The following is a 26,384-nucleotide window of genomic DNA, read 5'->3' as shown; positions in this document are numbered from 1 at the left end:
CTTACTAGATTAAGATGTCTGGATGGCCAAACTATCGCTTTCTGCCGTAAGATTAGCAATTGCACATTATTCAACATGTTTATTAGAAACTTTCATAGTCTCACCATTAATAGTGAATCAGAGGCATTCGCATTATTTTTTAAACAATTGGCCGTCTAGACGTTTACATCTCAATTCAGAAGGGGTAACTTAGTAGCTACATGAAAAAAGTTAATGACAATAAAAAAATAATGAGGAACTGTAATGATTGAAATTAAGCATTTAAAAACATTAGCTTCGCTGAGAGAAACCGGCTCACTGACGGCAACAGCCACCTCATTACACCTGACGCAATCTGCGCTGTCTCACCAGATTAAAGATCTCGAATCCCGTATTGGCGGACAGCTTTTTTTGCGCAAAACCCGGCCGGTTAAGTTTACTGCTGAAGGCGAAATACTGCTGAAACTGGCAGACGAATTGCTGCCAAAACTGACTGCGGCAGAGCAGCAACTCGCCGGGCTAAAAGAAGACAGTAACGGCAGATTACATATGGCCATCGACTGTCACTCTTGTTTTCAGTGGCTGATGCCAGCGTTGAAGGAGTATCAAATTTCCTGGCCAAATGTCGGTCTGGACTTCTCATCCGGCTTTGGTTTTGACCCTATTCCGGCCCTGCTGTCCGGGGAGCTGGATCTGGTGATTACCTCGGATATTTTGCCACGTTCAGATGTTCATTATGAACCACTGTTTGATTTTGAAATGCGCCTTATCACTGCTTTGAACCACCCTCTTGCTGATAAAGGGCGGGTCGAGCCAGAAGACCTGAGGGGACAGACAATGCTTTCTTATCCGGTTCCTAAACAAAGGTTAGATGTGGTCAAACACTTTATGCAGCCTGCTGGCGTCGAGCCGGAAAAATGGAAACAAGCCGATAACACCCTAATGCTGGTGCAAATGGTGTCGGCTGGATTAGGGGTGGCTTCTCTGCCAAACTGGGCCATCAGTGAGTTTTCACGGCAGGGGCTGGTCACCAGCCTGCCGCTGGGCGATGGCCTGCAACGTCGCCTCTTCGCAGCCGTAAGAAGTGCTGAGTCGAATAAGCATTATTTACAGGCCTTTTTCAACACTGCACGCCAGCAGTCAGAAAACCACCTGGAAGGAATAAAACTTCCGTAGTATCTATTTAAAGTAACACCTGTCTACTGTAGTGCAGATTCACCTTTCGTAGGATTTAAACTGGTTTGTGAGCGGATCATACTGATAGCCGAGCACATCCAGTTTACCGACCAGGTTTTCAACATCGACTTCATATTTAGACACAAACTCTTCAAAGCTTTCACATTCCAGGCGCAGCTTTTCATTCACAATCCCCAGCAAGATTGAACTATCAATAGCTTGTACATTACTCAGGTCCATGGCAATACTCCTCTGATTGGATACATAAATAAGTATTAACCCGTATCCCGCAGAATTAAAGCTGTCCGGTGGGAGATTTTACCAATATCGGTAGATGCTCACACTAGATGTAGCTATAATGCCTCGCTCACAAAAAAGAGGTCAAAATATGCACAGCAATATCACTCCTATTAATGAATATCCCCGCTTCTGGGCTGAGTGCTTCGGTACTGCTCCTTTTCTGCCCACCAGCAGAAAAGAAATGGATGCATTGGGATGGGATAGCTGTGACATTATTATTGTCACCGGTGATGCGTATGTGGATCATCCCAGCTTTGGTATGGCTATCATTGGCCGACTGTTGGAGGCTCAGGGGTTTCGGGTCGGCATTATTGCTCAACCAGACTGGAGCAACAAAAATGCCTTTATGCAGTTAGGACAGCCAAACCTGTTTTTTGGCATTACGGCAGGAAACATGGATTCCATGATCAACCGCTATACTGCGGAGAGAAGGCTGCGCCACGATGATGCTTATACCCCTAACAATGAAGGTGGTAAGCGTCCGGATCGTGCCGTTTTAGTATATTCTCAACGCTGCCGAGAAGCCTATAAAGAGACCCCTATCGTCCTGGGTGGCATTGAAGCCAGCCTTCGTCGCCTCGCCCATTACGATTACTGGTCAGATAAAATCCGTCGTTCCGTACTGCTTGATGCCAAAGCCGACATTCTTTTATACGGTAACGCGGAACGCGCTCTGGTTGATGTCGCTCATCGTCTGGCCAATGGCGAATCCGTAAAAGACCTGATCGATATCCGGGGAACGGCGGTAAACCTGCCGGCCGTTCCGGATCATTATGCTGTGGTGGACTCTTCACGTATCGAAAAGCCGGGAAAAGCTTACGTACCCGTAAACCCGTACGCTACAGAACAACAGTGTGAGCAGAAAGAAGAAAAAGCCGATAACACAGTGACTCCGATTACGGTTCGTCCGGCACCAAGAGATGCCGCCCATACCGTTGTGCGTCTGCCATCGTATGAAAAATTGCAGAATGACCGCATTCTTTACGCCCATGCCAGCCGTGTCATGCACCTGGAGACCAACCCATATTCGGGCCGGGCGCTGGTACAACGCCATGGCAACCGTGAACTCTGGATTAACCGGACGGCTATTCCGCTGAGCACTGAAGAAATGGACTTTGTGTTTGATCTGCCCTATGCCCGTGTGCCACACCCTATGTACGGTAAGGCTAAAATCCCGGCCTATGAAATGATTAAAACCTCGATCAATATCATGCGCGGTTGTTTTGGTGGCTGTTCATTTTGCTCAATTACCGAACATGAGGGTCGCATTATTCAGAATCGCTCCAAAGAATCGATCCTGAATGAGCTGGCTGATATTAAACAAAAAGTACCCGGCTTTACCGGCACCATCTCTGACCTTGGAGGTCCGACAGCGAATATGTATCGTCTGGGTTGCTCGGACCCTAAGGCGGAAGCAAACTGTCGCCGACCTTCGTGTGTGTTTCCAGGGATCTGTGCCAAGCTGAATACCAACCATCAGCACCTGATCGATCTTTACCGGGACGCCCGGAAAGTCGACGGCATAAAAAAAATCTTTATCGCTTCCGGTGTACGTTATGACCTCGCGATTGAGTCGCCAGAATACATCAAAGAGCTGGTGACTCACCATGTTGGCGGATATCTGAAAGTCGCGCCGGAACACACAGAAAAAGGCCCACTGGACATCATGATGAAACCGGGCATGGACACCTGGTATCGCTTCAAAGAGATGTTTGAGCAATACAGTAAAGAAGCAGGTAAAAAACAGTACCTAATCCCTTACTTTATTTCTGCTCATCCAGGTACCAAAGATGAAGACATGGTGAATCTGGCACTGTGGCTGAAAGCCAACAACTATGAGTGTGATCAGGTGCAGAACTTCTACCCGACTCCGATGAGCTACGCGACTGCTGCGTATTATTCGGAAACCAACCCATTAAAGCGGGTGAAATATAAAAAGCGTGAAGAAGTCCCCAGTGCAAAAGGAGAGCGCCAACGTCGCCTGCATAAAGCCCTGCTCCGCTATCACGATCCTGAAAACTGGCCTTTAATTCGTAAGGCTCTGACCGAAATGGGTAAAAAACAGTTGATAGGCGACCGAGCAGGTTGTCTGGTTCCTGAGGAAGATAAAGATGTGAAGACCCCGGCACAGAGAAGACAATCTGGCCGTCACGGGGCCAAACGCTTTGCGACCAAGCACCCCAGACAGCCGGATCAGAGAAGGCCTGAGCATAAGCAATCAGGGCAGAAGAAAAACAAGCCGAAAAAACAGCGCTCCCGCGCGTAGCACGGAAGGCGCTATGCTTCCTGTAATGTTTTTGCCTGGGGCAAACGACTCACCACCCGGTTACGCCCCTGCTTCTTCGCCTGATACAGATAATAATCTGCCTGCTCCAGGGTCTGTTTCAGGCCCTGTTCCGGTTTGAATACTTCAATGCCGATACTGATGGTTATGTGACCAACTTCCGGGAACTCATGCAGTTCCACCACTTTCCTTAAGTTTTCCGCCACTGTCACCGCATCTTTCAGCTCGGTTTCCGGGCAGACCACCAGAAACTCTTCACCGCCCCAGCGACCAACCTCATCTACCGTTCTGGTATTCTCGTTTAACAGTATCGCCAACCGGTGCAACACCTTATCACCGACGAAGTGACCATACTTATCATTAACATTCTTAAAATAGTCAACATCGATCATCAGCACCGAGAACAGAGACCCATACCGTTTACTACGTTCGTATTCCTGCTGAAGACAGTTGTCAATTTTTCGCCGGTTATATATCTCCGTCAGGGAGTCCATTTCCGCAATCACTTCCAGGTGCTTTTTCTCGGTTTTATCTACAGAAATCGACATATAGCCGACCAGATCTTTTTCGTTCTCATACAGGGGAACGACGGTACTGAACAGCCAGAACTCTTCTCCCCGGCGGGTCCGGTTATGAAACTCCCCCTGCCAAGGCAGGCCGCTGGAAAGCGTATCAAATACTTCTTCTAACTTATCATTGCCCTTATCAAAACTCAAAACCGACACCGGCTCCCCCACCAGGTCCTCCTCCCGGTAACCACTAATATTCAGGAAAGCCTGACTCAGGCGGGTAATCGAGCCGTTTGTGTCCGTTTCCACTAACGGAACATATTGATCCAACATTTTCATGTATCTGGTACGCTCTTTAGTTACATTCTCTAACTTCTTCACCAGACGTGATGGATTAATCGCGATCAAGATCCCCGACACAACCGAAAATATCATCACAGTCAGGGAGATATTAATCAGCAGACTGGTTTCCTCTTCCTCCCGCTGTTCAAGAAAGTCCGTTGCAGCATGACTGATCAATGTAATTCCGTCGGACATGGGTAAGTTAATCAGGTTAAGAGCAGAGAAGCCTTGCTCAGTAAGAGACTCTGTTGATTGAATATTCTCAATGCCATAGACATCCCGGAAAGATCCTGGCTGATGAGGTGAGTTTTTAAGGCCAAAAGCCTTAGAAGAAGCGAGAATCGTTCCTGAATCATTCACCAGATAGGTATCAAGATTACCGTTGTTCGTCAGTACATTAACCAGAAAATCCATATTCAGATACAGCACGACATGCCCGAACAGCTCATCTTCTCTGTATACCGGTTTGCTCACACTCACCATATAAAATGATTCTGAAACGACAGAGTCATTACTCAGAGTTAAGTCAGAAAACCACACCCCATAGTTATTGGTAGGCATGGCAGCGGAAAAAGAGTATGTGCGCTGATGTGTACTTAAGTTTCTGACAATATTATCACCGGCCACCCGATAAAATGAGGACAGGGGCTGATCACGGTCATCAATCAGCTCAATACGGTAATAGCTGAAGCTCATTTTTAACAGGTTGCGCATCAGGTTTTCGGTTTCAGCCAGTGACGACGCCGACCCTGTTCTTATATAGCGGCGTAACTCCTCACTTTCCCACAGCGTATTCACCGCGCGGGCAGAAGAGACCGCAAATGCCTGGGTCGCATATATCGCACTTCTCTGCTGAAAGGCCGTGTTTTCAGCCATAGAAGTGGCCATTGCCCTTTTACTGTGATGGTCCACCAGATAAACAGACAACAAAGTAATGCAGACACTAAAAAATAACAGAGAAACGATAAACCGATAATAAATATTCTTATTATGAACCATATTGTTTTACCCAAAAAAAACAAGACGCCAACATTTAATTTAACATAAGCGCTCTTCTGACAACATAAGTTCCTGGCACTGCTGCATTATTTTCTTCGTCACTTTCCAGGTGGCGGATGCTACTGCCTGACTTAAACCCTCCTTATACAGAGTCGTATCGGAAATTTCTATCGCGAACACCGTCAATTCCGGTAAGGTATTTTTCAGCTCTTTCAGTAACCGCCAACTTTGTGGCAATGCCAGTATATGACTGCTAAACCCACTGCTCTCTTCTTCTTCATCAATAAGATTCAGATCACCTTCTCCCAGACGGTAAATTCGCCCCGGAGAGTGAGCGGTCCGATCCAGCAACGCGTCGACAACAATCACATTGGAACAGTTCATAAAAAAAGGCAGTGCTCTCTGACCAGAGTTTCCGCCATAAAAAAGCTGAATATGGGGGTTGAGTTCTGGCATAACCTCTAATTCTGATTGCAGTTGCTGAAAAACAGCATGCCCTGCGCCATCGTCAGCACACAAAGGATTACCAAAGCAGATAATATTGATCATAATTTGACTCATCGGTTATTTTCCCTGGTAACTTTCAACTTAAGGAAATGAGTGGAACAGGAAATACAGGGGTCATAATTGCGGATCAGCTGCTCGCAAAACAGCTTCAAATCTTCATCGCTGTTCTCAAGACCGAACCGCTCAACAGAATCACGTAAATCACATTCTATCCGGGCCTGATTCTGACTCGTGGGTGGAATAATCGTACAGTTTTTTACCCGTCCGGATTCATCAATCTCGTAGCGATGATAAATTAAGCCCCGGGGCGCTTCCGTTGCATGGCAGGCGATACCCGGCCTGACGGTAACGGGTACAAACGGAGCATCCGGAAGAATAAATCCGGACAGGATACGCTGAATCTCCTGGCAGGCGTAATGGATCTCCAGCGCCCGGATCAGAATACTGTCAAACATGTTCTGACTCTCACCACTCTGTCCCACCTGAAGTGCCAGTTGCCGGGTTTCACTGTCCAGCATTGCAAAATTATGATTAAACCGGGCTAACGGCCCGACCAGGTAATCACTGTTATGCAGCAGAGAATACAGCGCCGTTGAATGCGGCTCCTGATGTTCACGAAAATAGTCTTCGTATTCTTCCGGTTCGATATTGATATCTGATGCACTGGCAATCCAGCCGTGATTAATCGGGTAATGCTCATCGGACTTCAGGCTGACATAGTCAAAGCTGTGAGAATAATCCGGCCTTTCCAGAGACGCACAAAACAGCACCAGCGATTCAGCCAGATGACGCATTTCTTCCGCTTCCCCCTGCAAAGACAAGAGTTCATCCAGTTTAGGCAAGCCCTCAAATCCGCCTACTTTCAGTCCAATAGGATGAACACTGCGCCCTCCCAGCAGGCTCATAACCTGATTACCGAATGCCTGAATCCTGATGCCCCGGTTAAAAATATCCGGATGCACTTTGGCCATCTCCAGTCCGTTGGAAAAACCCAGAAAATCGGGCAGCGCCAGAAAGTGAATGTGCAGTGCATGGCTTTGGATCCACTCCGCCAGATTCATCACCCGTCGTAACTGAGTGACCGGCTCAGGTACTTCCAGTTGAAATAGCTTTTCCAGAGCCAGAATAGAGGTTAACTGGTAGGCCATAGGACAAATACCACAAATCCGCGCCGCCAGCTCCGGCACATCGCTGTAGTTTTTTCCGACCAGGAACTGCTCAAACAGACGCGGCGGCTCAAATATCCGCATATGGAGTTTGTCCAGTTTATCGCCTTTCGCATTCAGCTCCAGTGATGCTTCGCCTTCAACCCGCGTAATAAAAGGCACTTTGATCTCTATTTTCCGCGTGCTCATTTATTCTCTCCTTCTGCGGTATTGCTTTCCCAGTGGTCAATTTCTTTGCGGAATACCGGCGCATTGCTGTGGAACTGAGCAAAGCGGTGTGCAATATCATGGTCAACCATTCCCAGCCCCTGCAGCCGGTTTGACAGGCTGCGGCAGTTCGGCTGTTCAGACGGCCCGTAACAGCTGTAACAGGCCTTGCCATAAGAAGGACACATGGCACCACATCCCGTACGGGTAACCGACCCCAGACAAGGAGCCTGTTTGGTGACCATCACACAGACGGTCTGCTGACGTTTGCACTGCATGCACAACTTTTCTTTTTCCAGCATAGGTTCGGCTCCCAGCAAAAGCTGGGAAAGGAAACGGCCCATCTGCTGCGTTGATACGGGGCAGCCCCATAATTCGTAGTCCACTTTCACGGCGCTGCTGACAGGCTCACAGTTGTCCAGTGTGGCAATAAAATCCGGGCTGGCATACACCGCCGCTTTCATGTCGGCCGCCGAACGGTATAACCCGGTCAGGTTCCTCAGCGCCTGCACCCCTCCCGATGTGGCACACGCACCGATAGTCACAAGTAACTTGCTATTTTCTCTGACTTTTTTTAGTCTTTCCAAATCATGAGGCGTAGAAATGCTGCCCTCAACAAACGCGATATCGACCGGCATGTCCGGATTATCAATGCCACCTTCAATAAAATGGCAGATATCCACATACTGAATCAGCGTGAGTAATCCGCTTCCCTGATTCAGAAAAGCGAGCTGACAGCCGGAACATGAGGTCAGTTTATGGATGGCGACTTTCAGTTTTTCCATCAGAAACCTCCCAGCCCAAACCAGGGTTTTATCTGTGGATAATGGAAAACCGGGCCATCTTTACACACAAAATAAGGACCAATCTGACAGTGCCCGCAGAACCCCTGACCGCACTGAAAATTACGCTCCATACTGAGGTAATACGCATCTTCAGCGACACCAAGTTCTTTCAATTGTTTAATTGCCGCCTTCATCATAATTTCCGGCCCGCACATCATGACAATGCAATTGTCGGCAGAAAAACTGGCGTTATTCAGCAGCTCTGTCACCATCCCCAGTTTCCAGTGTTTTTTACTGTTGTGTTCTTCGCTCGCGGCCAGCAACACCTGACAGTTATGCTGATCACGCCATATTTCATATTGAGGTAACCACAGCAGATCCTGATGATGTTTCACTCCCTGCAGAATCACAATGCGCCTAAAATTCTGCCGGTTCTGAACCGCGTAGTTGATCGCTGCGACAACAGGAGCACAGCCAAGCCCGGCGGTAATAAAGACCAGATCTTTTCCCACAGCACTCTCTAACGGCCACCCCTGACCAAACGGCCCACGGATACCAATTTGCTGACCAGGCTCCATGGCCGTCAGAACATGAGTCACCCGGCCAACGGAACGCACCGTATGCAGTAATAAATCGTCTTTCCAGCCCATAATCGAAATCGCGACTTCTCCTACACCAAACAGAGACAGCATATTAAACTGGCCAAACTGAAACTCGAATGGCCGCTCATCCGTCATTTTAAGTGACAGCGTCACTATATCTAAGACCTCTTCTGTCTTATCAATCAGCGTTGCGGCAACGGGAGTCATTTTATTGTCCATTTCCCCCTCCATGTCTGGTTTGTTCTTCTTCCGGAAGCAGAGCCAGTAAACGTTGAGCTTCTTCCACTAAGTCAATCGCAGCCGGACACCACGAAATACACCTGCCGCAACCAACACAGCCAATTCGGCCATATTGTTGACGCCAGAAAACCAGTTTATGCAACATCCACTGCCGATAACGTGAAGCAATTTCCGGGCGATAGTTTTTACCAAAAATGTGACCGTGCTCTTCACTAAAGCATGAGTCCCACAACCTAACCTGGGTTGAGTGGTCAAGCGACAAGTCATTTTCTGCTTCCTGTTTGCTGCAAAAACACGTCGGGCAGACCAGCGTACAATTCCCGCAGGACAGGCAACGTTCCGCTATCGCTTTCCAGTCATCCGCTCTCAGCAGTTTAGCCAGATCGGCCAGCTGTAAGCTCCCCGGCAGTTGCTTACTCTGTGCTTTAGCCGCCGCTTCAACCTGTCTGTTCGCTCGTTGTTCCTGCTCCTCCGTCGCTGGCGGCAGAGACAACTGATCCAGCACTTTCGCCCCTTTATCACTGCCACATTCAAGCAGGAAACCGTCATCCAGTTCATCCAGAAGCAGGTCGTAATAAAATGAAGCGCCCGGCCCGTCGCCGGTAGACACACAAAAACACTGTTCACCGCTGCGGCTGCAGTTCACCGCAATCAGCAGCATTTTCTCCCTTTGCGCCTGATAATAACCATCACCGTAGTTCCCATGCAGGAAGTGTTGATCCTGCAGTGCCAGAGCCGCCAGATCACAGGCCCGGACACCAATCACAGCAATTGAATCCGCTTCAGTTGAACTCGGATGAAATGTTAGCTGCGTATCATCGGCGCGACACATCCATAACTCCTGCCTAGGCTTAAACAGCAAAGGTTTCAGTGCCTGAGGACCGTTATTCCAGAGAAAATAACGTGAGTCTTCACTCTGCTTATCGTACTTCAGTTTATAAGAACCGGGCTGCTGCTCATCAATCACACCTTTGGCAAGCTGATCAGGAGAGGTCACGCGCTCGAACACGACAGCGCCATCCCGGACCACGGGCCCGATTACTTTGTAGTTCTGCCGGTGTAAAACATCAAACAGAGTGTGAAATCGATCTCTGGCTAATTGTGTTTTCTGAAATTTCGAGCTCATGTTGAATCACAGAGCCTCCGCTTTTGTTATAGAGAGAAATGGTTATAGAGATAAACGGTTATATACATTCTCTTGAATCGTTTTATTCCGGAGTAACCACTGATTTATTCCGGGATAACATCAGTATAGGACACAGAAATTATTAACATCGGCTATCTTTACAATAAGAGACGAGATTCTCTGCGATGAGATGAACGTAAAGATTGAACACAGAACAGTGATGCTATGCACGAAATGTCGCTATGTGAAAACCTGCTCCGGATCATTGAGGAAAGCGCTGAGACTGAGCAGTTCAGCCGGGTCAAAACCGTCTTCCTGGAGGTAGGAGCGTTTGCCGGGGTCGAGGCGGATGCGATGCAGTTCTGTTTCGAAGTTGTATGCCGTGGCACCATCGCGGATTCATCGGAACTGATCATGACTTCACTGCCTGTAAAAGCTCGCTGCTTACAGTGTTCGCAAACCGTTACCTTGACTCACCGGCTGTCACCATGCCCTATCTGTCAGGGATTCCGGCTTCAGTATCAGGGCGGTGACGAAATACGGATAACCCAACTGGAGGTCAGCTAATGTGTACAACCTGTGGCTGTGGAAACAGCGCTACTTTACCTGGAAGCCAGGACGTACCCGAAAGCAAAAAAATACCGGGAAAAGAACATACACACTCACATGGGGAACACCACCACCATGCTGAGCATTCACATGCTCCGGAAACACCGCAGGACCGGATGATACAAATCGAGCAGGATTTGTTGGGTAAAAATGATGCCATTGCCCAGGAAAACAGGGCGTTTCTTACTCAGCGTCACATCACAACCCTGAACCTCATATCAAGTCCCGGCTCAGGAAAAACCAGCCTGCTGACCGAGACACTGAAGCGACTCGGCCCTGAACATTGCCTGGTTATTGAGGGCGATCAACAGACGAATAATGATGCCGATCGTATCCGTGAGACAGGAACAAAGGCGGTACAGATCAATACTGGCAAGGGCTGCCACCTCGATGCCCGGATGATTGCCAATGCCATAGAGGAACTGGCTCCGGATAATGATACAACCCTCTTTATTGAGAACGTCGGTAACCTTATCTGTCCGGCCGCCTTTGATCTGGGAGAAAGTCATAAGGTCGCCATTCTTTCCGTTACTGAAGGAGAAGATAAACCACTGAAGTACCCAGATATTTTCTTAAAGGCGGATCTGGTCCTGATCAATAAATCGGATCTGCTGCCTTACCTGGATTTTGATCTGAACGCCTGCATAGATAATGTCCGGCGTATCAATCCAAATAGCCGGATCATCACACTATCAGCCAAAACCGGTGAGGGTATGCAGATGTGGCTGGATTGGTTAAAGGGGTTATAAATAATGTGCCTTGGGATTCCCGGCAAGGTCATCGAAATTACTGACGCAGACGGTCTGATGGGCACCGTGGATATCGGTGGCGTCAGACGTGAAATCAATCTGGCCTGCGTGACTGAAACCCGGCCGGAAGCCCTGCTCAACCGCTGGGTACTGATACACGTTGGCTTTGCACTCTGTGTTATCGACGAAGAGCAGGCACGGGCGACACTCGATACTCTGGAAGCAATGCAAGACCTGGAGCAACAAGGAGCGAAAGTCTAAAATGCAATACATAGATGAATTCCGTGATCCTTCCGTTGCTAAAGCCCTTGTTACCGGCATAACCCGGGAGCTATCCGCCATGCCCGCATCAGACACACCACTGCAGGTGATGGAAGTCTGTGGCGGGCATACTCATACGCTGTTCAAATACGGCATTCTGCAACTTCTGCCGGACAGCGTTGAGTTTGTGCATGGCCCCGGCTGCCCCGTATGCGTCCTGCCCACCTCCCGTCTGGATCAGTGTATCGCTCTGGCGCAAAGACCCGATACCATATTCTGCACCTTTGGTGATGCCATGAGAGTACCCGGTACGGATGGCTCTCTGCTGGATGCCCGGGCCCGGGGCGCGGATATCCGGATCGTCTACTCCCCAATGGATGCGCTGACGCTGGCGAAAACTGAGCCGGATAAACAAGTCGTCTTTTTTGCTCTGGGCTTTGAAACCACGATGCCGGCAACGGCAATGACCGTACTGCAGGCTGAGAAACAGAGTATCCGAAATTTTAAGATATTCTGTCAGCACATTACCATCATGCCTACCCTAACGGCCCTGCTTGAGCAGGATGATGTCCGGATAGATGGTTTTCTGCTACCGGGACACCTTTCCGTCGTGACCGGAACCAAACTTTATCGCCCGCTGGCTGAGGTTTACCACAAACCCGGCGTAGTATCCGGCTTTGAACCTCTGGATATGCTCCATGCGCTGCTGATGCTGATTCGACAGTTCAGAGACAAGCGATGTGACATCGAGAACCAATACACCCGCGCGGTAACTCCTGATGGCAGCCATAATGCAATGCAGGCGATAACCCGTGTTTTTACATCTAAAACAGAGAGCGAATGGCGCGGACTGGGAATGATTCAGGATTCTGGTATCCAACTGACGGACAGATACCGACATTTTGATGCGGAAGTAAAGTCGGATACCCGTGTGGTAACCACTGCCACAGCATCAACGGAACAGGGACGCTGCGGTGATGTACTGACCGGCCGCTGTAAACCCACAGATTGCCCGCTTTTCCGCAATCATTGCTCCCCGGACAACCCGGTCGGTGCATTAATGGTGTCATCTGAAGGCGCATGTGCCGCTTACTACCAATATTCTCAGCCAAAACCAATATTTTCAGCCACAGCATATAAACACATCAACGGATAACACAGTAAAGGAGCCGTTATGTCTGATCGAATCACTCTTGCACACGGTAGCGGTGGTAAAGCCATGCAGCAACTCATCCACGAACTCTTTGCTCAGTTCTTTGATAATGCGACACTCCGGCAGCAGGAAGATCAGGCCCGTCTGCCACTCACACCCTTAGCCGTTCAGGGTGAACAACTGGCTTTTTCCACCGACTCATTTATTATCGACCCCATTGTGTTTCCCGGTGGTGATATTGGCAAACTTGCCATCTGCGGCACCGCGAATGACATCGCCATGTGCGGAGCAAAACCCGTCTACCTCTCTGCCGGTTTTATCCTAGAGGAAGGGCTGCCAATTGAGACACTGGAATCCATTGTCCGGTCAATGGCCAAAGCAGCTGGTCAGTTAGGTATTCAAGTGGTCACGGGGGATACCAAGGTCGTTCCCCGCGGGGCCGCCGATAAAATCTTTATTAATACCAGTGGCCTGGGGGTGATTCCCGCTGGCATTGAGTGGGGGGCAGACAAAATCCAGCCAGGTGACTGCATCCTGATATCCGGAACTCTGGGCGACCATGGTGCGACCATTCTGAATCTTCGCGAAGAACTGGGGCTCGACACACAGCTCACAAGCGATTGCCAGCACCTGTATCCCCTTGCCGAGGCCCTTCTGCCGATAAAAGGGATCCGAACATTACGTGATGCCACACGCGGTGGCGTAAATGCGGTTCTGCATGAATTTATCGCTCCTTCTGGCTGTGGCTTTTGTATTGATGAAACAGCACTGCCGGTATTACCTGAAGTTCGTGGTTTATGTGAACTCCTCGGGCTGGACGTAATTAATTTCGCCAATGAAGGCAAACTCATCGCTATTGTCGACAAACGGGACGCAGATACGGCATTACTCGCTCTGCAGCAAACTCCGGGCGGAGAGTCGGCGGCTATCATTGGCGAAGTGGACAGCAGTCATCAGGTTACCGTCCGGCATGCCTTTGGCGGCTACCGGTGGCTCGACCTTCCTTCGGCAGAACCGATGCCGAGGATATGCTGATAACCGCAAAGCAGTAGCCGGAGCATGACCGATGAAAGGGATCGAAATCAGAGTAAAAGGTAAAGTTCAGGGTGTGGGCTTCCGCCCTTTTGTTTGGCAACTTGCTCACCAGCTTAATTTGACGGGTGAGGTGCTGAACGATGGAGAAGGCGTACTGATCCGGCTGGCATCGCCACTTGATGACCGCGAGCCTTATGATACTCAGGCACTACAGCACCAGTTTCAGACCCGACTCTGTCAACAACTTCCCCCCCTGGCCCGCATCGACTCCTTGTCTGTCTCTGATTTCCACTGGCAACGCCCGCCTGAACATTTTGAAATTTCTCCATCGGTTTCAAACAATGTCGATACCGAGATTGTTCCGGATGCCGCTACCTGCTCCGACTGTCTTCAGGAGCTAACCCAGCCACGCAATCGCCGTTATCAGTACCCTTTTATAAACTGTACCCACTGTGGGCCACGCTTCACTATTATTCAGGCATTGCCTTATGACCGCCCGAACACCGTTATGCGAGATTTCCCGCTCTGTCCAGACTGTACAGAAGAGTACAAGAACCCGGCTGATCGCCGGTATCATGCCCAGCCAGTCGCCTGCGACACCTGTGGCCCCAGAGTGTGGATAACGGACAACAAAGGCACTGTTCAAAGCGGTCACTGGTTAGAGCTCGCCGCCTCAGCACTTCAACGGGGTGAAATCCTGGCCATTAAATCCATTGGTGGATTTCATCTCGCCTGTAATGCCAGCAATGCTGAAGCCGTACAAACTCTCAGAAACCGCAAGCAGCGTCAGCATAAACCCTTTGCAGTGATGGTCGCGGATAGCGCCACAGCAGAAGAATACGCACGAATCTCCCAAGCCGAAAGAGACATGCTGGCCAGCCGGATTGCTCCGATCGTTCTGTTGAAAAAAAAAGACGCTGCTTGTCTGGCAGACAATATCGCACCCGGACTGACCGAAATCGGCATTATGCTCCCTTCTAACCCGTTACAGCACCTGCTTATAACAGCCTGTGATTATCCATTAGTTATGACGTCAGCCAACGCCAGCGGCTATCCACCAGCCATTGATAACACTGCGGCTCTGACTTCACTCAATACTATGGCCGACTGGTTTGTGATGCATAACCGCGACATCGTACAGCGGTGTGACGATTCTCTGCTTCGGGTCAATTATGGTAAAACAGAGGTACTACGTCGTTCCAGAGGGCTGGTACCGGATGCGTTAGCACTACCGGACGGTTTTCCGGACGTCGATGGCTTTCTCGCTTATGGCGGCGATCTCAAAAATGCCTTTGCAGTTGGTAAAGGTCATAAAATTATTGTCAGCCAGTATCTGGGGGATCTGGCCAATGTCAGGGTTCAGAAACAGCACCTTCAAACGATTAAGCATTATTTATCTCTGTACCATATCAATGTACATCACCATGTGACTGACCTTCATTCCGGGTACTTCAGCTACCAGTTTGCCAGTCAACATTGTGATAAACCTTCCGGCTATCAGCTTACCCGGGTTCAGCATCATCACGCCCATGTCGCGAGCTGTCTGATTGAACACGGCTGGGCACCCAAACAAGGTAAAGTACTGGCGTTGGCTCTTGATGGACTGGGGCTGGGCAATGACAATACCTTCTGGGGAGGGGAACTGTTGATTGCGGATTATCATACCTTCCGGCAGATAGGCGGCCTCCCTGCTGTTACCATGCTTGGTGGTGACAGCGTGGCAAAAGAACCATGGCGCTCTTTTTACTCCCACATCAGAACATTTGCGCCTGACATCTCCGACGCAGAGCTTGAAACATTACTGCCGGGAAAACCGATTCATCAGTTGGATATGGCATTCGCAAGGCAGGTTAACTGCCACTCGGTGCGCTCTGCAGGGCGGCTCTTCGATGCTGTGGCGTATTCTCTGGGTATTACTGCCGGAGAAGAACGCATGGAATACGAAGGACAGGCGGCCTGTCTGCTGGAAGCACTGGCACTGCAATGTGAAGAGGCCAAACCATCCCCAGAGCTTCATATCCCTAGCAATGGTCTGACGCTGGATTTGCCAGGGTTCTGGCAACAGTGGCTGAAACACGACGGCTCTCCGGCCGAAAAGGCCAGGCTGTTCCATGATGCATTCGCCCAGGCTCTCGCCGACATTGTGACGAAAGCACAGGGTGTACATCGGCTCAATCATCTGGTGCTGACCGGCGGTGTCTTTCATAACACCTTACTGACCTCACTGGTAAAAGCAAAACTGCCTGATACCCGGATACTTCAGCATCACAAGTATTCCTGTGGCGACGGAGGACTGGCTTTAGGCCAACTTGCCGTAGCCGCATGTCAGGCCAGTCAGCGAAGTCAGGATGCTTAATGTTTTCTGACAAACACCCATTTTTTGCAGAGTAAGTAGTTGGAAACCATTCCGGTGAGTGTCCCGCATACCAGAGCGACAAAAGGCATGATGTCCTGCCTGCCAAACAGGTAGATGACCACACTGAATACCAAGAAATTCGGAATGGCAGAAACGCAGGCACTTGAAAAAAAACTGGCCCACTGACGGAAAATATTCCTCTCCCGGGCATCGAAGGTAAAGATACGGTTTCCCCACCAGGTCGCCGTCGCCGCACAGACAAACGAAATTACCCGGGCCGCGTGTACCGGCACAGAGAAAAGGTACCAGGCCAGTCCGAATACCGCAGAATCCACCAGAAAGCCGACGCCTCCGACAAACGCGAAACGAAAGAACGTCGACCTCAGCAACCGGCTTGGCAACCTGTTTTTGATGGCTACCTTTCCGGTCCGGATCACGCAGGCTCTCCGTAACGCTCCTTAAGAACATGAACAGACAGAGGCTTATCAAAATAATAACCCTGCACATAATCGCAGTGGTGCTCAACCAGCCAGTTAAACTGTTTCTCCGTTTCTACACCTTCAGCGACAACATGCATGTCACAAGATTCACTGATAGCAATAATGGCTTTAACTAATGAGCGGCTCTGTTCGCTCAGCAATATCTTATCGATAAAGCTGCGATCTATCTTAATCTCGTTGATAGGCAGGTTATTCAGATAACTCAGCGAGGAGAAACCTGTACCAAAGTCATCCAGAGAAATCCCAAAACCAAAATCTTTTAGCTCCTGCAGGATCGGGCTGACGGCCTCCAGGTCTTCAACCAAAACGTTTTCGGTAATTTCCAGAGTAATACGACAAATATCAATCCCGACATCCCGGATTATTTCTCTAATCTCATCGGAGAAGTGCGGAAGCTTAAGCTGAACCGGAGAAATATTGACCGACAATTTTACTGCGTCAGGCCCGTTTGGTGAGAAACTGAGAATATCAGTACAAGCCTGACGGAACACAAAAACGCCAATATCATGAATAAGATCCAGCTCTTCTGCAACAGCAATAAACTCCACAGGGGAGATGGCTCCCAAGCAATTATTGTTCCAGCGACATAATGCTTCGACACTCACAATTTTCGCCGTCTGGCTATTCATCTGTGGCTGATACAACACACTGATTTCATTTCGACTCAATGCACCACGAAGCTGTTCTTCCAGAACAAACTCATACTCCACCTGTTGAGCAATGGTCGAATCAAAAAACAAGACCGACCCTTTTTGTCTGTTCTTAGCGCGATATAGCGCAATATCAGTATTACTGATTAGCTCTTCTGCCGTCATTGCGTCTCTAGGATAGCTGGCAACACCAATGCTGCAGCTCGTTTTAACTTTTCTTCCGTCAATGATCATCGGTTCATCGAATACTTTCTGAATCCGGTGTATTTTTTCCTGCACATCCGAGTCACGGATCAGGTTAGGGAAGCAAAAGATAAACTCATCACCACCGAAACGGGAAATAGCTTCACTTTTATCCAAAAGGACTTCCAGCTTACGACTGACCACACCCAGCAATTTATCACCTGCCGAATGTCCATACAAATCATTGATTTTTTTAAAATTATCCAGATCTACCAGAATAACCGCCACCGACAAACCAGTGACATCTGCATCTTTAATTGCCCTGCGGACAACCTGATTAAATTGAATCCGGTTGGGTAAATCGGTTAGAGAATCATACAACGCCATATGCTGCATTTGATTCTTGGTGGAAAGTAACTCATAAAAATTACGGTTGATTTTTTCCTGAAAGTTCCTGAATTTCTCAGCCACATAGCGGCTTAAAACCAGAGCTCCTCCTCCAATCACAATCAATACACAAGCACTTAAAATGAGAACATTCATCAACTCTTTCTCATCCTGTGTCATCAGTAACGCTTCTTTTCGTTTCAGTAACGAGTCCGTCTCTGACAGGTATACACCTGTACCGATAGCCCAATCCCAGTCATCAAACCAACGTACATAACTTATTTTTTCCGTACTGGTTACAGACGTCGGATGAAAGACACTCGAGTAATGAACAAAACCACCGCCTTTGCCGCCTTCTTTTGCCGCGTTGAGAATATCCCGAATAAAGTAGTTACCATTGACATCCCTGAAATTGTATCTGTCTTCACCGATAGCGTATTTATCCTGATGCGCCAGAATGACGCCATTTTTATCAACCACAAACACATAACCGGATGCACCATATCGGATTTCAGAAAGCCAGCGAAGTATCTCTGCTTTGCTATCTTCTTCAAAATCAACAACATATTCACCTGTACCGATAAAGCTATTCAGTGGTTCAAAATATTTTACAAAACCAATCTTCTCGTATTCTGTATTAATATCCTGGGGTTTATAAAACCACCAGCGGTGATAGCCTTCTCCCTTATCAGCGACGACAGAGGCCAGTTCCCTGACAAAGTAAGCACCACGGTTATCCTGATTATCCCAACGATTGGAATTCTCCATATGGGACAGAGGCGGCAATAACATGCTCTTTCCATCCATCTGATACATGAAGAAATAGCCGTGTCCATTATTAAAGCGGACATTTCTTAGCGCAGACGCAATTAAGTTAGTAAGTTCATCTTTAGGCAAGTTTGGATTATGCTGATAGATACCTTCTGCTACCGCGTGCGCTTCATATACCCGGGCTTTAATCTGTCTTTTTAACTCAACTTCTGTACGAGCCTTCTCATATTCAAGCTTCTGAACAATATGATCAACCTGATTCTGAATCTGCTCTTTCTGCTGTTCAATATATTCGTTTTTTAGTGAGTCCAGACTCTGCTGTGCTGCAATTCGGTTCTCCCGAATCATGACACCGACAATAACAAGAGTTGCAACAAAGATAATAATTATCGGGGCAAACTGAATCACTCTTAAGAGTTTTTTATCGTCAACTTTTTCCATTTATACCGCTCTTTACCACACGGGTCTTGCCTGAGTATAGAACATCCCGTGCGGAACCAAAGAATAGCTGTTATCCTATGTTACCGAAAACGATTGCTTATTGTGATACTTTTGTCACTATTTGAAACAGAATAATCCTCTAAATTTTGTCTGTAACATAAAACCTCTCGCAAAATAGGTGTCTGGTTCCCCCCTTCTTTAAGGCCAACTGAAAGCATTCATCCAGACCCAAAAAATGAGACGTCCTTCATGGTCACAAGCGCCGAAAATATGGACAATTTAGCCATAAGTATCTAATGTGATTTTTATCACTTATATAACCTTGTTTTATATTTTAGGATATAGCAATAATATAAGTATAGGATAATAAATCATGAGAAAGTTATCTTTTAAGGCCAAATTAATTTCTCTTGTTATCGCTATTATAGCTATAACTATAATTACTTCGTTTTTTAGTTCAAACCATTATATTAATAACTATATACACAATGAATATAAAAACAACATAAAATCTAAAGTTGATTTAGTTAGCAAAATTCCTATTACAAAACTAGAAGGAGATATTAAATTAGCAGAATCAAGTAACTTTAACTTTATTAAAATAAAAGAGACTCTGGAAAAACCGGATTTAACGATATTATTCAAGTCACATATGGCATTGTATACAGTGATGAAGGTACCCTGATTTCAAAAGAAGATAAAGAACAATATAGTGATATTCTGGCTACTGCCAATGGTAAGACAGCATTAGGTAACGTTTTCTATCAGGGTGATAAACCACTGGTAACAATCACTGTTCCTGAAAATTCTCGTGACGGTAATATTTTTATGTTGATCTTAGTCCTGTTCAAAAAATCCTCAACGAGACCAGTGGTAACGGGTATTATTTTGAACTGTCTGACTCAAATAATAATATTATTTTTTCAAATAAAGATGGGAGGAATTTGAATCCTATTGGGTCCATACTAAATATTGCGGAAAAAGAGTGGAAGCTCACTGGTTATATAGACAATACTTTTATACAAGAAAAAACAAATAAAATAAATAGTTCTATAACTTTCGCTTTACTTATTTTATCTGTTATTGTTATTCCTGTTAGTATCTTTCTAATTCATAAATCATTCGGTCCGATTGTAAAGCTAAGGGAATTAATTACTGAATTAAGTAATGGTAATGGCGATCTGACTCAAAGGCTGAAAGTTGAATTAAAAGATGATTTAGGTCTGATAGCTCAAGGTATTAATAAATTTATTCAGAGCTTGCGGGAAATTTCAACCTCAGGAGAACAGATCACCAGCGAAGTCAGTCAGCTTCAGCATCAGACGGGGGATAATCAAACTTTACTACAGAAGCATTCCGGAGAAATGGCTCTGGCAGCTGAATCCATCAATGAAATGAATTCCAGCGCATCCTCCGTGGCTGAAAACGCAGCCCTTACCGCAAAGCAGACCCGGGAGGCTAATTCAGAAGCTGAACAGTCAAAAACGATTGTTCAACAGGCTGTTGATCAGGTTGAAGAGCTCGTAAAACAGGTTGAACACACCTCTCGCTCTATTATTGAAATGAGTAACGATACGGAACAGATCAGCGCCGTATTAAACGTTATCGGAGACATTGCTGAGCAGACTAACCTACTGGCTCTTAATGCGGCTATTGAAGCCGCTCGGGCAGGCGAACAAGGCCGAGGGTTTGCAGTCGTAGCCGATGAAGTCCGAGCTCTCGCAGCAAGAACCCAAAACAGCACAGAAGAACAAAGCTCGGTCACGGCCGAAATAAACAAAAACATGTCAGCAATACAGGATGTGGTAAAGACATTGAATAAGAATGGCCAACACACGGTCACCAGTACACATCATTTGACAGAAACCAATAAGAAGCTGGTCGATATTGTAAACAAATTTAACCTTTAATCATGAAGAAGGCTGAATTAGCCACCTCTCCTTACAGCCAGTTTTTCCGCGGCTTATTCAGACTGATACTGGTCTGTTCCTGCCTATAAATTAGGCAAATAAGCAGGTAACAGACCCACATCCCGTACCCAACAAATGGGGCGGCTTAAGGTTACCTGAATACCCATAGCGGAACCCCTTCCATTTCATGTCTTTTCTTTCATCCTTTGTCTTGTTCAGTTCTCTCAGAATTATATTTGACATCAAATGGTAACAAAATCTAAATATCAGATTAAAAATATTTACCCAAATCCTATATGACAATAATTTACTGAATGTAAAGGGTATTTTTACCCACGCTCTATAACCAACCAATCTCGCCATTGATCTTGAGCACGATTATCATTAGAGTACTAATTGTTATATCTCAAATGAATATGTGAAATTAAAACACATAAGGAAGTGTTGGATGTCATCCATACTTGAAGTACAAAACCTATATAAGGTTTTCGGGGAAAAGCCTGATGCAGCTTTTCCACTATTAGAAAAAGGTCTCGATAAAGACCAGATTTTTGACCAGGAAGGTCTAACCGTCGGGGTAAACAACGTCTCCCTTTCCATCGATGAAGGCGAAATATTCGTAATTATGGGGCTGTCTGGTTCCGGAAAGTCCACACTCGTCAGATTGTTAAACCGTCTGATTGAGCCTACCCAAGGAAAAGTCCTGCTTCATGGCAAAGATATTGCTGGTATCTCAGAAGAAGAACTCCGCCAGGTTCGTCGCAATAATATCTCCATGGTTTTTCAGAACTTTGCACTGATGCCGCATATGACGGTAGCGGAAAATGCAGCATTTGGCCTGGAACTGGCAGGCATAGAGAAGGAAGAGCGTCTGAAAGCGGCTCTGTCTGCACTGGAACGAGTCGGCTTAGGTAACCACGGTGACTCTTACCCTGATGAACTGTCCGGGGGGATGAAGCAGCGTGTGGGCCTGGCACGGGCTCTGGCCTGTGATCCGGACATTCTGCTGATGGACGAGGCATTCTCCGCACTTGACCCACTTATCCGGACAGAAATGCAGGATGAGCTTATTCGTCTGCAGAATGACGACAAACGCACCATTGTATTCATTTCGCATGACCTGGATGAGGCTATGCGTATCGGTGACCGTATCGCTATCATGCAGGACGGAAATGTTGTTCAGGTCGGCACTCCGGATGAAATTCTGCATAAACCAGCCAATGATTATGTCAGCTCTTTCTTTAAAGGTGTGAATGTCGCCAGCGTGCTATCAGCAAGAGATGTTGCGCGTAAACGTCCCGGTGCCGTATTTAAGAAATCGGAACATGACGGTCCGGCCTCCGCGCTGCAGATGCTTATCGATACCGATTATGAATATGGTGTCGTGGTAGATAAAGCCAATAAGTATTCTGGTGTTGTATCTCTGGATTCTTTGCAGAAAGCCTATAAAGAAAAACGCTCTCTTACCAGCGCACAGTTAGAAGGGATAGCCTCCCTTGACCCGGAAATGTCTATCAATGACCTCATTTCCAGCGTAGCAGACAGTTCATGCCCGGTTCCCGTAGTGGATGACCAGAAAAACTACTACGGCGTCATTTCCAAAACACGTTTGCTGCAAGTACTTGACAGGGAATAAATATATGGCTTCAGATACATCAAACAGTGACCCGTGGGCTCAGGCAGCACAAGCTCCCACAGACCCATGGGCGACCACTACTTCACAAGCAGACGCAAATGCGTGGCTAAATGATGCCCCGGTACAGGCTCCGCCATTTGACTGGATGCATCCGTTTAATGATGCTTTAGTGCCTCTGGATACTTGGGTAGAAACCGGTCTTAACTGGCTGGTTGAACACGGACGCCCTCTTTTTCAGGCCATTCGTGTCCCTATTGATCTTATTCTTTCATCATTTGAAACCACTTTAGTATCCACGCCAGCACCGTTTATGCTGCTGATCCTGTTCTTGTTAGTCTGGCAGTTTTCCGGTTTCCGCATGGGGGTGTCTGCGCTGTTTTCTATGCTGATTATTGGCTTAATCGGAGCCTGGTCGCAAGCGATGACCACTCTGGCTTTGGTTCTGACATCGGTATTTTTCTGCCTGCTGATTGGGTTACCCATGGGGATCTGGCTGGCAAGGAGTAATACCGCCGCACGGATAGTCCGGCCGATACTCGATGCGATGCAGACGACGCCAGCCTTTGTTTATCTCGTACCAATCGTAATGCTGTTTGGTATCGGTAATGTTCCGGGTGTTGTGGTCACCATTATTTTTGCACTACCACCGGTTGTTCGCCTGACGATTCTGGGTATCCAGCAAGTGCCAGAAGAGCTGATTGAGGCGGGTCACTCTTTCGGAGCAAATCCCAAACAGATGCTGTATCGCATCCAGTTACCCCTTGCGATGCCAACCATTATGGCTGGTGTGAACCAGACTCTGATGCTGTCACTCTCCATGGTGGTCATTGCCTCTATGATTGCCGTCGGAGGTCTAGGTCAGATGGTACTGAGGGGCATTGGGCGACTTGATATGGGCCTGGCCGCTGTTGGCGGTGTCGGTATCGTTATCCTCGCCATTCTGCTGGATCGCGTTACTCAGGCTATCGGGGAAGATTCTCGCGACAACAAAACACGCTGGTTTCACCACGGCCCGGTTGCTTTCTTACTGCGCCTGAAACCTAAATCGAATATAAATCAACTGAATAAGATAGGAGAAAACCAATGATCCTTTCACGGAAGAAACTCACGGCAAGTCTGTTTACAGGTATGCTTATCTCAGCAAATGCCATGGCCGACAAACTACCGGGTGAAGGTGTAACTGTCCAGCCGGTACAATCTACCGTAGCAGAAGAAACATTCCAGACCCTTATTGTAAATAAAGCAATGGAAAAGCTCGGCTACACTGTAGAGCCAACGAAAGAGGTAGACTATAACGTAGGTTATACCTCTATCGCTGAAGGCGATGCGACTTACCTGGCAGTAAACTGGGCTCCGCTTCACGAGGGTAAGTTCGAAGCAGCAGGTGGTAACGATAAGTTTTATCGCGAAGGCCAATATATTAGTGGCGCGGCTCAGGGCTACCTGATTGACAAAAAAACCGCTGATAAATATGGCATTACTAACATTGGTCAGTTAAAAGATCCAAAGCTGGCTAAACTGTTTGATGCAAATGGTGACGGTAAAGCCGATTTAACCGGCTGTAATCCAGGCTGGGGTTGTGAAGGGGTTATCGAACATCAGCTTACTTCTTTTGATTTGAGAGATACTGTTACTCACAATCAGGGTAACTATGCGGCTATCATTGCCGATACTATCTCTCGCTATAAAAAAGGCAGCCCTATCCTTTACTATACCTGGACACCTTACTGGGTAAGTGGTGTTCTGGTTCCGGGTAAAGATGTTGTATGGCTGGAAGTTCCGTTCTCTTCTCTGCCGGGCGACCGCGGCGATGTGGATACCACTCTGCCAAATGGTAAAAACTACGGTTTCCAGATGAACTCTATGCGTATCGTTGCTAATAAGAAGTTCACAGATAAAAACCCAGCGGCGGCTAAACTCTTTGAAATCATGAAACTTAATATCAATGATGTGAGTGCACAAAACATGATGATGAGCCAGGGCAACAACTCAAGTGCTGATATTGAAGCTCATGTAAACGGCTGGATCAAAGCGCACCAGAAGCAATTTAATGCGTGGGTTGATGAAGCCAAAGAAGCTGCGATGTAAGACGGGTTACTGATTAGATCGTAAAAACAGACTAAGATTATCGCCTAAGGGACTTTCGTCAGAGAGTCCCTTTTTATATTCGGGCTCTGCCCTGACTATTTTTGAGATTCAGTCAGATTGACCACGGTACTGGAGACATTTTCCGCACCTTGATAAATTTCATCCATCACTGAAGAAACTCCGGTAATTTTTTCATTACCTTCCAGAGAAATGGTGGAAACATCTGACATCATTGCCGTAACCTGCTCTATCAGTTTACGGTTTTCATCAACTACACTCACTATCTCATCTGTAGAAGTTGTTGTACGGGATGCCAGTTGCCGAACTTCATCCGCGACAACTGCGAAGCCCCGGCCAAACTCCCCTGCTCGCGCAGCTTCGATAGCAGCGTTCAGAGCCAGAAGGTTTGTCTGATCAGCAATGCCTTTTATCGTTGAAACGATTTCATCGATATTTTGTGAACTTTGGCTTAACAAATGTACTTTTTCTACTGCACTTTCAATATGTTCAGTCACATTCTGTGAAACATGTACCGATTCTGATAGCAAGCGGGCTCCTTCCTGGGCAATTTGTGCGGTCTCAACGGCCGTTGAATAGGCCACTTCCGCAGCTTCAGAAATAGCCAGGCTACGCTCTACCCTTTCGGTAATATCTGAAGCAAATTTAATTACCTTAGACACATTACCGGCAGCATCCATAATAGGGTTATAACTTCCCTCTATCCAGATCTTTTGCCCCTGTTTACCCTGTCTCAAGAATCGTCCGGATTTAAATTGCCCACGGCTCAGCTGCTGCCAGAAATCAGGATTTTCCGCATAAAAATCATCAAAACAGAAAATACGATGATGCTTTCCAACAAGCTCCTCAGATCGATAACCAAGTAAGGATAAGAAATTGGAGTTGGCACTGAGTATATTGCCTTGCGGGTCAAACTCTACGACAGCCTGAGAACGATCCAATGCTGCCAGAATTGCCTCACTGCTTTTTTCTTTATTGTAAAGCTCAGTAACATCGGATGCCGTTTTAGCAACGGCAATGACATTATTTTTCTCGTCTTTTATCGGAAAATAAGTCGCTTCAAGAATAACAATACTTCCATTTTTATGCAGCCTTTCAAAGCTTCCCTGCTTACTTATACCCCGGGCAAGATCAGACCAAAAGCTGCGATAGTCAGGTGAGGAAACGTAGCTCTGTGAGCAAAAAATATTATGCTGCTTACCCTGAATCTCATTTAGGGTGTAGCCCATAACATGTAAAAACAGTTCGTTAGCTTCTTTTATTTCTCCGGTTGGTGTGAATTCTATCCACGGAACATGTTTTTTGATTGCGTGGTAAATATCATCCGAGTAGCTTCTCTCTTGCAGCAGCTCTTTCTTCTTTATAAAGAACATAAATGGCAATTCCTAAATAATGATTTGGGTAATCAATAATGG

General features: G+C 47.2%; 23 protein-coding genes. 13 read left to right on the top strand and 10 right to left on the bottom strand.

What is annotated here, in order from left to right:
- The first annotated feature begins 243 nt into the window (after nucleotides 1–243).
- Nucleotides 244–1,155 carry a LysR substrate-binding domain-containing protein gene (locus DI392_RS07205; RefSeq protein WP_109319231.1) on the top strand — a complete coding sequence of 304 codons (912 nt, stop codon included), beginning with the start codon at nucleotides 244–246 and terminating at the stop codon, nucleotides 1,153–1,155.
- Between the two features lie 39 nt (nucleotides 1,156–1,194).
- Here the strand turns inward: DI392_RS07205 and DI392_RS07200 are convergent, their stop codons facing one another.
- On the bottom strand, nucleotides 1,195–1,395 hold the full coding sequence (locus DI392_RS07200; protein WP_109319230.1) for a DUF4250 domain-containing protein: 201 nt from the start codon (nucleotides 1,393–1,395) through the stop codon (nucleotides 1,195–1,197).
- Between the two features lie 148 nt (nucleotides 1,396–1,543).
- Between DI392_RS07200 and DI392_RS07195 the strand changes: the two genes are divergently transcribed.
- Nucleotides 1,544–3,721, top strand: coding sequence for a YgiQ family radical SAM protein (locus tag DI392_RS07195; protein ID WP_109319229.1), 2,178 nt, complete (start codon nucleotides 1,544–1,546; stop codon nucleotides 3,719–3,721).
- Nucleotides 3,722–3,732: 11 nt separating this feature from the next.
- On the opposite strand, the gene DI392_RS07190 is transcribed toward DI392_RS07195, so the two are convergent.
- From DI392_RS07190 to DI392_RS07165, 6 genes are read right to left on the bottom strand one after another with little or no spacing between them, the layout of a single operon-like run.
- Nucleotides 3,733–5,589, bottom strand: a complete 1,857-nt coding sequence (locus DI392_RS07190; RefSeq protein ID WP_109319228.1) for a sensor domain-containing diguanylate cyclase — start codon at nucleotides 5,587–5,589, stop codon at nucleotides 3,733–3,735.
- Between the two features lie 39 nt (nucleotides 5,590–5,628).
- Nucleotides 5,629–6,150, bottom strand: coding sequence for a hydrogenase maturation protease (locus DI392_RS07185; protein WP_109319227.1), 522 nt, complete (start codon nucleotides 6,148–6,150; stop codon nucleotides 5,629–5,631).
- Nucleotides 6,147–7,451, bottom strand: coding sequence for a Ni/Fe hydrogenase subunit alpha (locus DI392_RS07180; protein ID WP_109319226.1), 1,305 nt, complete (start codon nucleotides 7,449–7,451; stop codon nucleotides 6,147–6,149). The genes DI392_RS07185 and DI392_RS07180 overlap by 4 nt, the downstream gene beginning before the upstream one ends.
- Nucleotides 7,448–8,254 carry an NADH-quinone oxidoreductase subunit B family protein gene (locus tag DI392_RS07175; protein ID WP_109319225.1) on the bottom strand — a complete coding sequence of 269 codons (807 nt, stop codon included), beginning with the start codon at nucleotides 8,252–8,254 and terminating at the stop codon, nucleotides 7,448–7,450. Before DI392_RS07175 ends, DI392_RS07180 begins: the two co-directional genes overlap by 4 nt.
- On the bottom strand, nucleotides 8,254–9,075 hold the full coding sequence (locus DI392_RS07170; RefSeq protein ID WP_109319224.1) for an FAD/NAD(P)-binding protein: 822 nt from the start codon (nucleotides 9,073–9,075) through the stop codon (nucleotides 8,254–8,256). The genes DI392_RS07175 and DI392_RS07170 overlap by 1 nt, the downstream gene beginning before the upstream one ends.
- Nucleotides 9,065–10,222 (bottom strand): 4Fe-4S dicluster domain-containing protein, encoded by a 1,158-nt coding sequence (locus DI392_RS07165; protein WP_109319223.1) that lies wholly within the window; start codon nucleotides 10,220–10,222, stop codon nucleotides 9,065–9,067. Before DI392_RS07165 ends, DI392_RS07170 begins: the two co-directional genes overlap by 11 nt.
- 225 nt (nucleotides 10,223–10,447) lie before the next feature.
- Here DI392_RS07165 and hypA point away from each other — a divergent pair, with 225 nt between their 5' ends.
- The 6 genes from hypA to hypF are packed head-to-tail and all read left to right on the top strand — an operon-like array spanning nucleotide 10,448 to nucleotide 16,385.
- Nucleotides 10,448–10,789 carry a hydrogenase maturation nickel metallochaperone HypA gene (gene hypA / locus DI392_RS07160; RefSeq protein ID WP_109319222.1) on the top strand — a complete coding sequence of 114 codons (342 nt, stop codon included), beginning with the start codon at nucleotides 10,448–10,450 and terminating at the stop codon, nucleotides 10,787–10,789.
- Nucleotides 10,789–11,580, top strand: a complete 792-nt coding sequence (gene hypB, locus DI392_RS07155) for a hydrogenase nickel incorporation protein HypB (RefSeq protein WP_109319221.1) — start codon at nucleotides 10,789–10,791, stop codon at nucleotides 11,578–11,580. The genes hypA and hypB overlap by 1 nt, the downstream gene beginning before the upstream one ends.
- Nucleotides 11,581–11,583: 3 nt before the next feature.
- Nucleotides 11,584–11,841: a HypC/HybG/HupF family hydrogenase formation chaperone gene (locus tag DI392_RS07150; protein WP_109319220.1), complete on the top strand. Its 258-nt coding sequence runs from the start codon at nucleotides 11,584–11,586 to the stop codon at nucleotides 11,839–11,841.
- Nucleotide 11,842: 1 nt separating this feature from the next.
- Nucleotides 11,843–12,997 carry a hydrogenase formation protein HypD gene (gene hypD / locus DI392_RS07145; RefSeq protein WP_109319219.1) on the top strand — a complete coding sequence of 385 codons (1,155 nt, stop codon included), beginning with the start codon at nucleotides 11,843–11,845 and terminating at the stop codon, nucleotides 12,995–12,997.
- An 18-nt stretch (nucleotides 12,998–13,015) separates the two neighbouring features.
- Nucleotides 13,016–14,029: a hydrogenase expression/formation protein HypE gene (hypE, locus tag DI392_RS07140; RefSeq protein WP_109319218.1), complete on the top strand. Its 1,014-nt coding sequence runs from the start codon at nucleotides 13,016–13,018 to the stop codon at nucleotides 14,027–14,029.
- A gap of 31 nt (nucleotides 14,030–14,060) precedes the next feature.
- Entirely contained in the window at nucleotides 14,061–16,385 is a 2,325-nt protein-coding gene (gene hypF, locus DI392_RS07135; RefSeq protein WP_109319217.1) for a carbamoyltransferase HypF, read from the top strand.
- On the opposite strand, the gene DI392_RS07130 is transcribed toward hypF, so the two are convergent.
- Nucleotides 16,382–16,822 (bottom strand): GtrA family protein, encoded by a 441-nt coding sequence (locus DI392_RS07130; RefSeq protein ID WP_245883988.1) that lies wholly within the window; start codon nucleotides 16,820–16,822, stop codon nucleotides 16,382–16,384. The two genes, hypF and DI392_RS07130, sit on opposite strands and share 4 nt — an antisense overlap.
- Entirely contained in the window at nucleotides 16,819–19,317 is a 2,499-nt protein-coding gene (locus DI392_RS07125; RefSeq protein WP_109319216.1) for a bifunctional diguanylate cyclase/phosphodiesterase, read from the bottom strand. Before DI392_RS07125 ends, DI392_RS07130 begins: the two co-directional genes overlap by 4 nt.
- A 373-nt stretch (nucleotides 19,318–19,690) precedes the next feature.
- Here DI392_RS07125 and DI392_RS19745 point away from each other — a divergent pair, with 373 nt between their 5' ends.
- The 5 genes from DI392_RS19745 (at nucleotide 19,691) to proX (ending at nucleotide 24,951) form a co-directional block, all read left to right on the top strand.
- Entirely contained in the window at nucleotides 19,691–20,002 is a 312-nt protein-coding gene (locus DI392_RS19745; RefSeq protein ID WP_245883986.1) for a hypothetical protein, read from the top strand.
- Between the two features lie 259 nt (nucleotides 20,003–20,261).
- Nucleotides 20,262–21,227 carry a methyl-accepting chemotaxis protein gene (locus DI392_RS19740; RefSeq protein WP_245883984.1) on the top strand — a complete coding sequence of 322 codons (966 nt, stop codon included), beginning with the start codon at nucleotides 20,262–20,264 and terminating at the stop codon, nucleotides 21,225–21,227.
- A gap of 448 nt (nucleotides 21,228–21,675) precedes the next feature.
- Complete coding sequence (gene proV, locus DI392_RS07115) at nucleotides 21,676–22,863, top strand: glycine betaine/L-proline ABC transporter ATP-binding protein ProV (protein WP_109319215.1); 1,188 nt, start codon at nucleotides 21,676–21,678, stop codon at nucleotides 22,861–22,863.
- Nucleotides 22,864–22,867: 4 nt separating this feature from the next.
- On the top strand, nucleotides 22,868–23,950 hold the full coding sequence (gene proW / locus DI392_RS07110) for a glycine betaine/L-proline ABC transporter permease ProW (RefSeq protein WP_109319214.1): 1,083 nt from the start codon (nucleotides 22,868–22,870) through the stop codon (nucleotides 23,948–23,950).
- Entirely contained in the window at nucleotides 23,947–24,951 is a 1,005-nt protein-coding gene (gene proX, locus DI392_RS07105) for a glycine betaine/L-proline ABC transporter substrate-binding protein ProX (protein WP_109319213.1), read from the top strand. The genes proW and proX overlap by 4 nt, the downstream gene beginning before the upstream one ends.
- A gap of 95 nt (nucleotides 24,952–25,046) precedes the next feature.
- On the opposite strand, the gene DI392_RS07100 is transcribed toward proX, so the two are convergent.
- Nucleotides 25,047–26,342 carry a methyl-accepting chemotaxis protein gene (locus tag DI392_RS07100; RefSeq protein ID WP_109319212.1) on the bottom strand — a complete coding sequence of 432 codons (1,296 nt, stop codon included), beginning with the start codon at nucleotides 26,340–26,342 and terminating at the stop codon, nucleotides 25,047–25,049.
- Nucleotides 26,343–26,384 lie beyond the last annotated feature (42 nt).

Origin of the sequence: Vibrio albus (genome assembly GCF_003144035.1) — a bacterium.
Lineage (GTDB): Bacteria > Pseudomonadota > Gammaproteobacteria > Enterobacterales > Vibrionaceae > Vibrio > Vibrio albus.
This window is presented reverse-complemented; position numbering and strand designations above follow the sequence as displayed.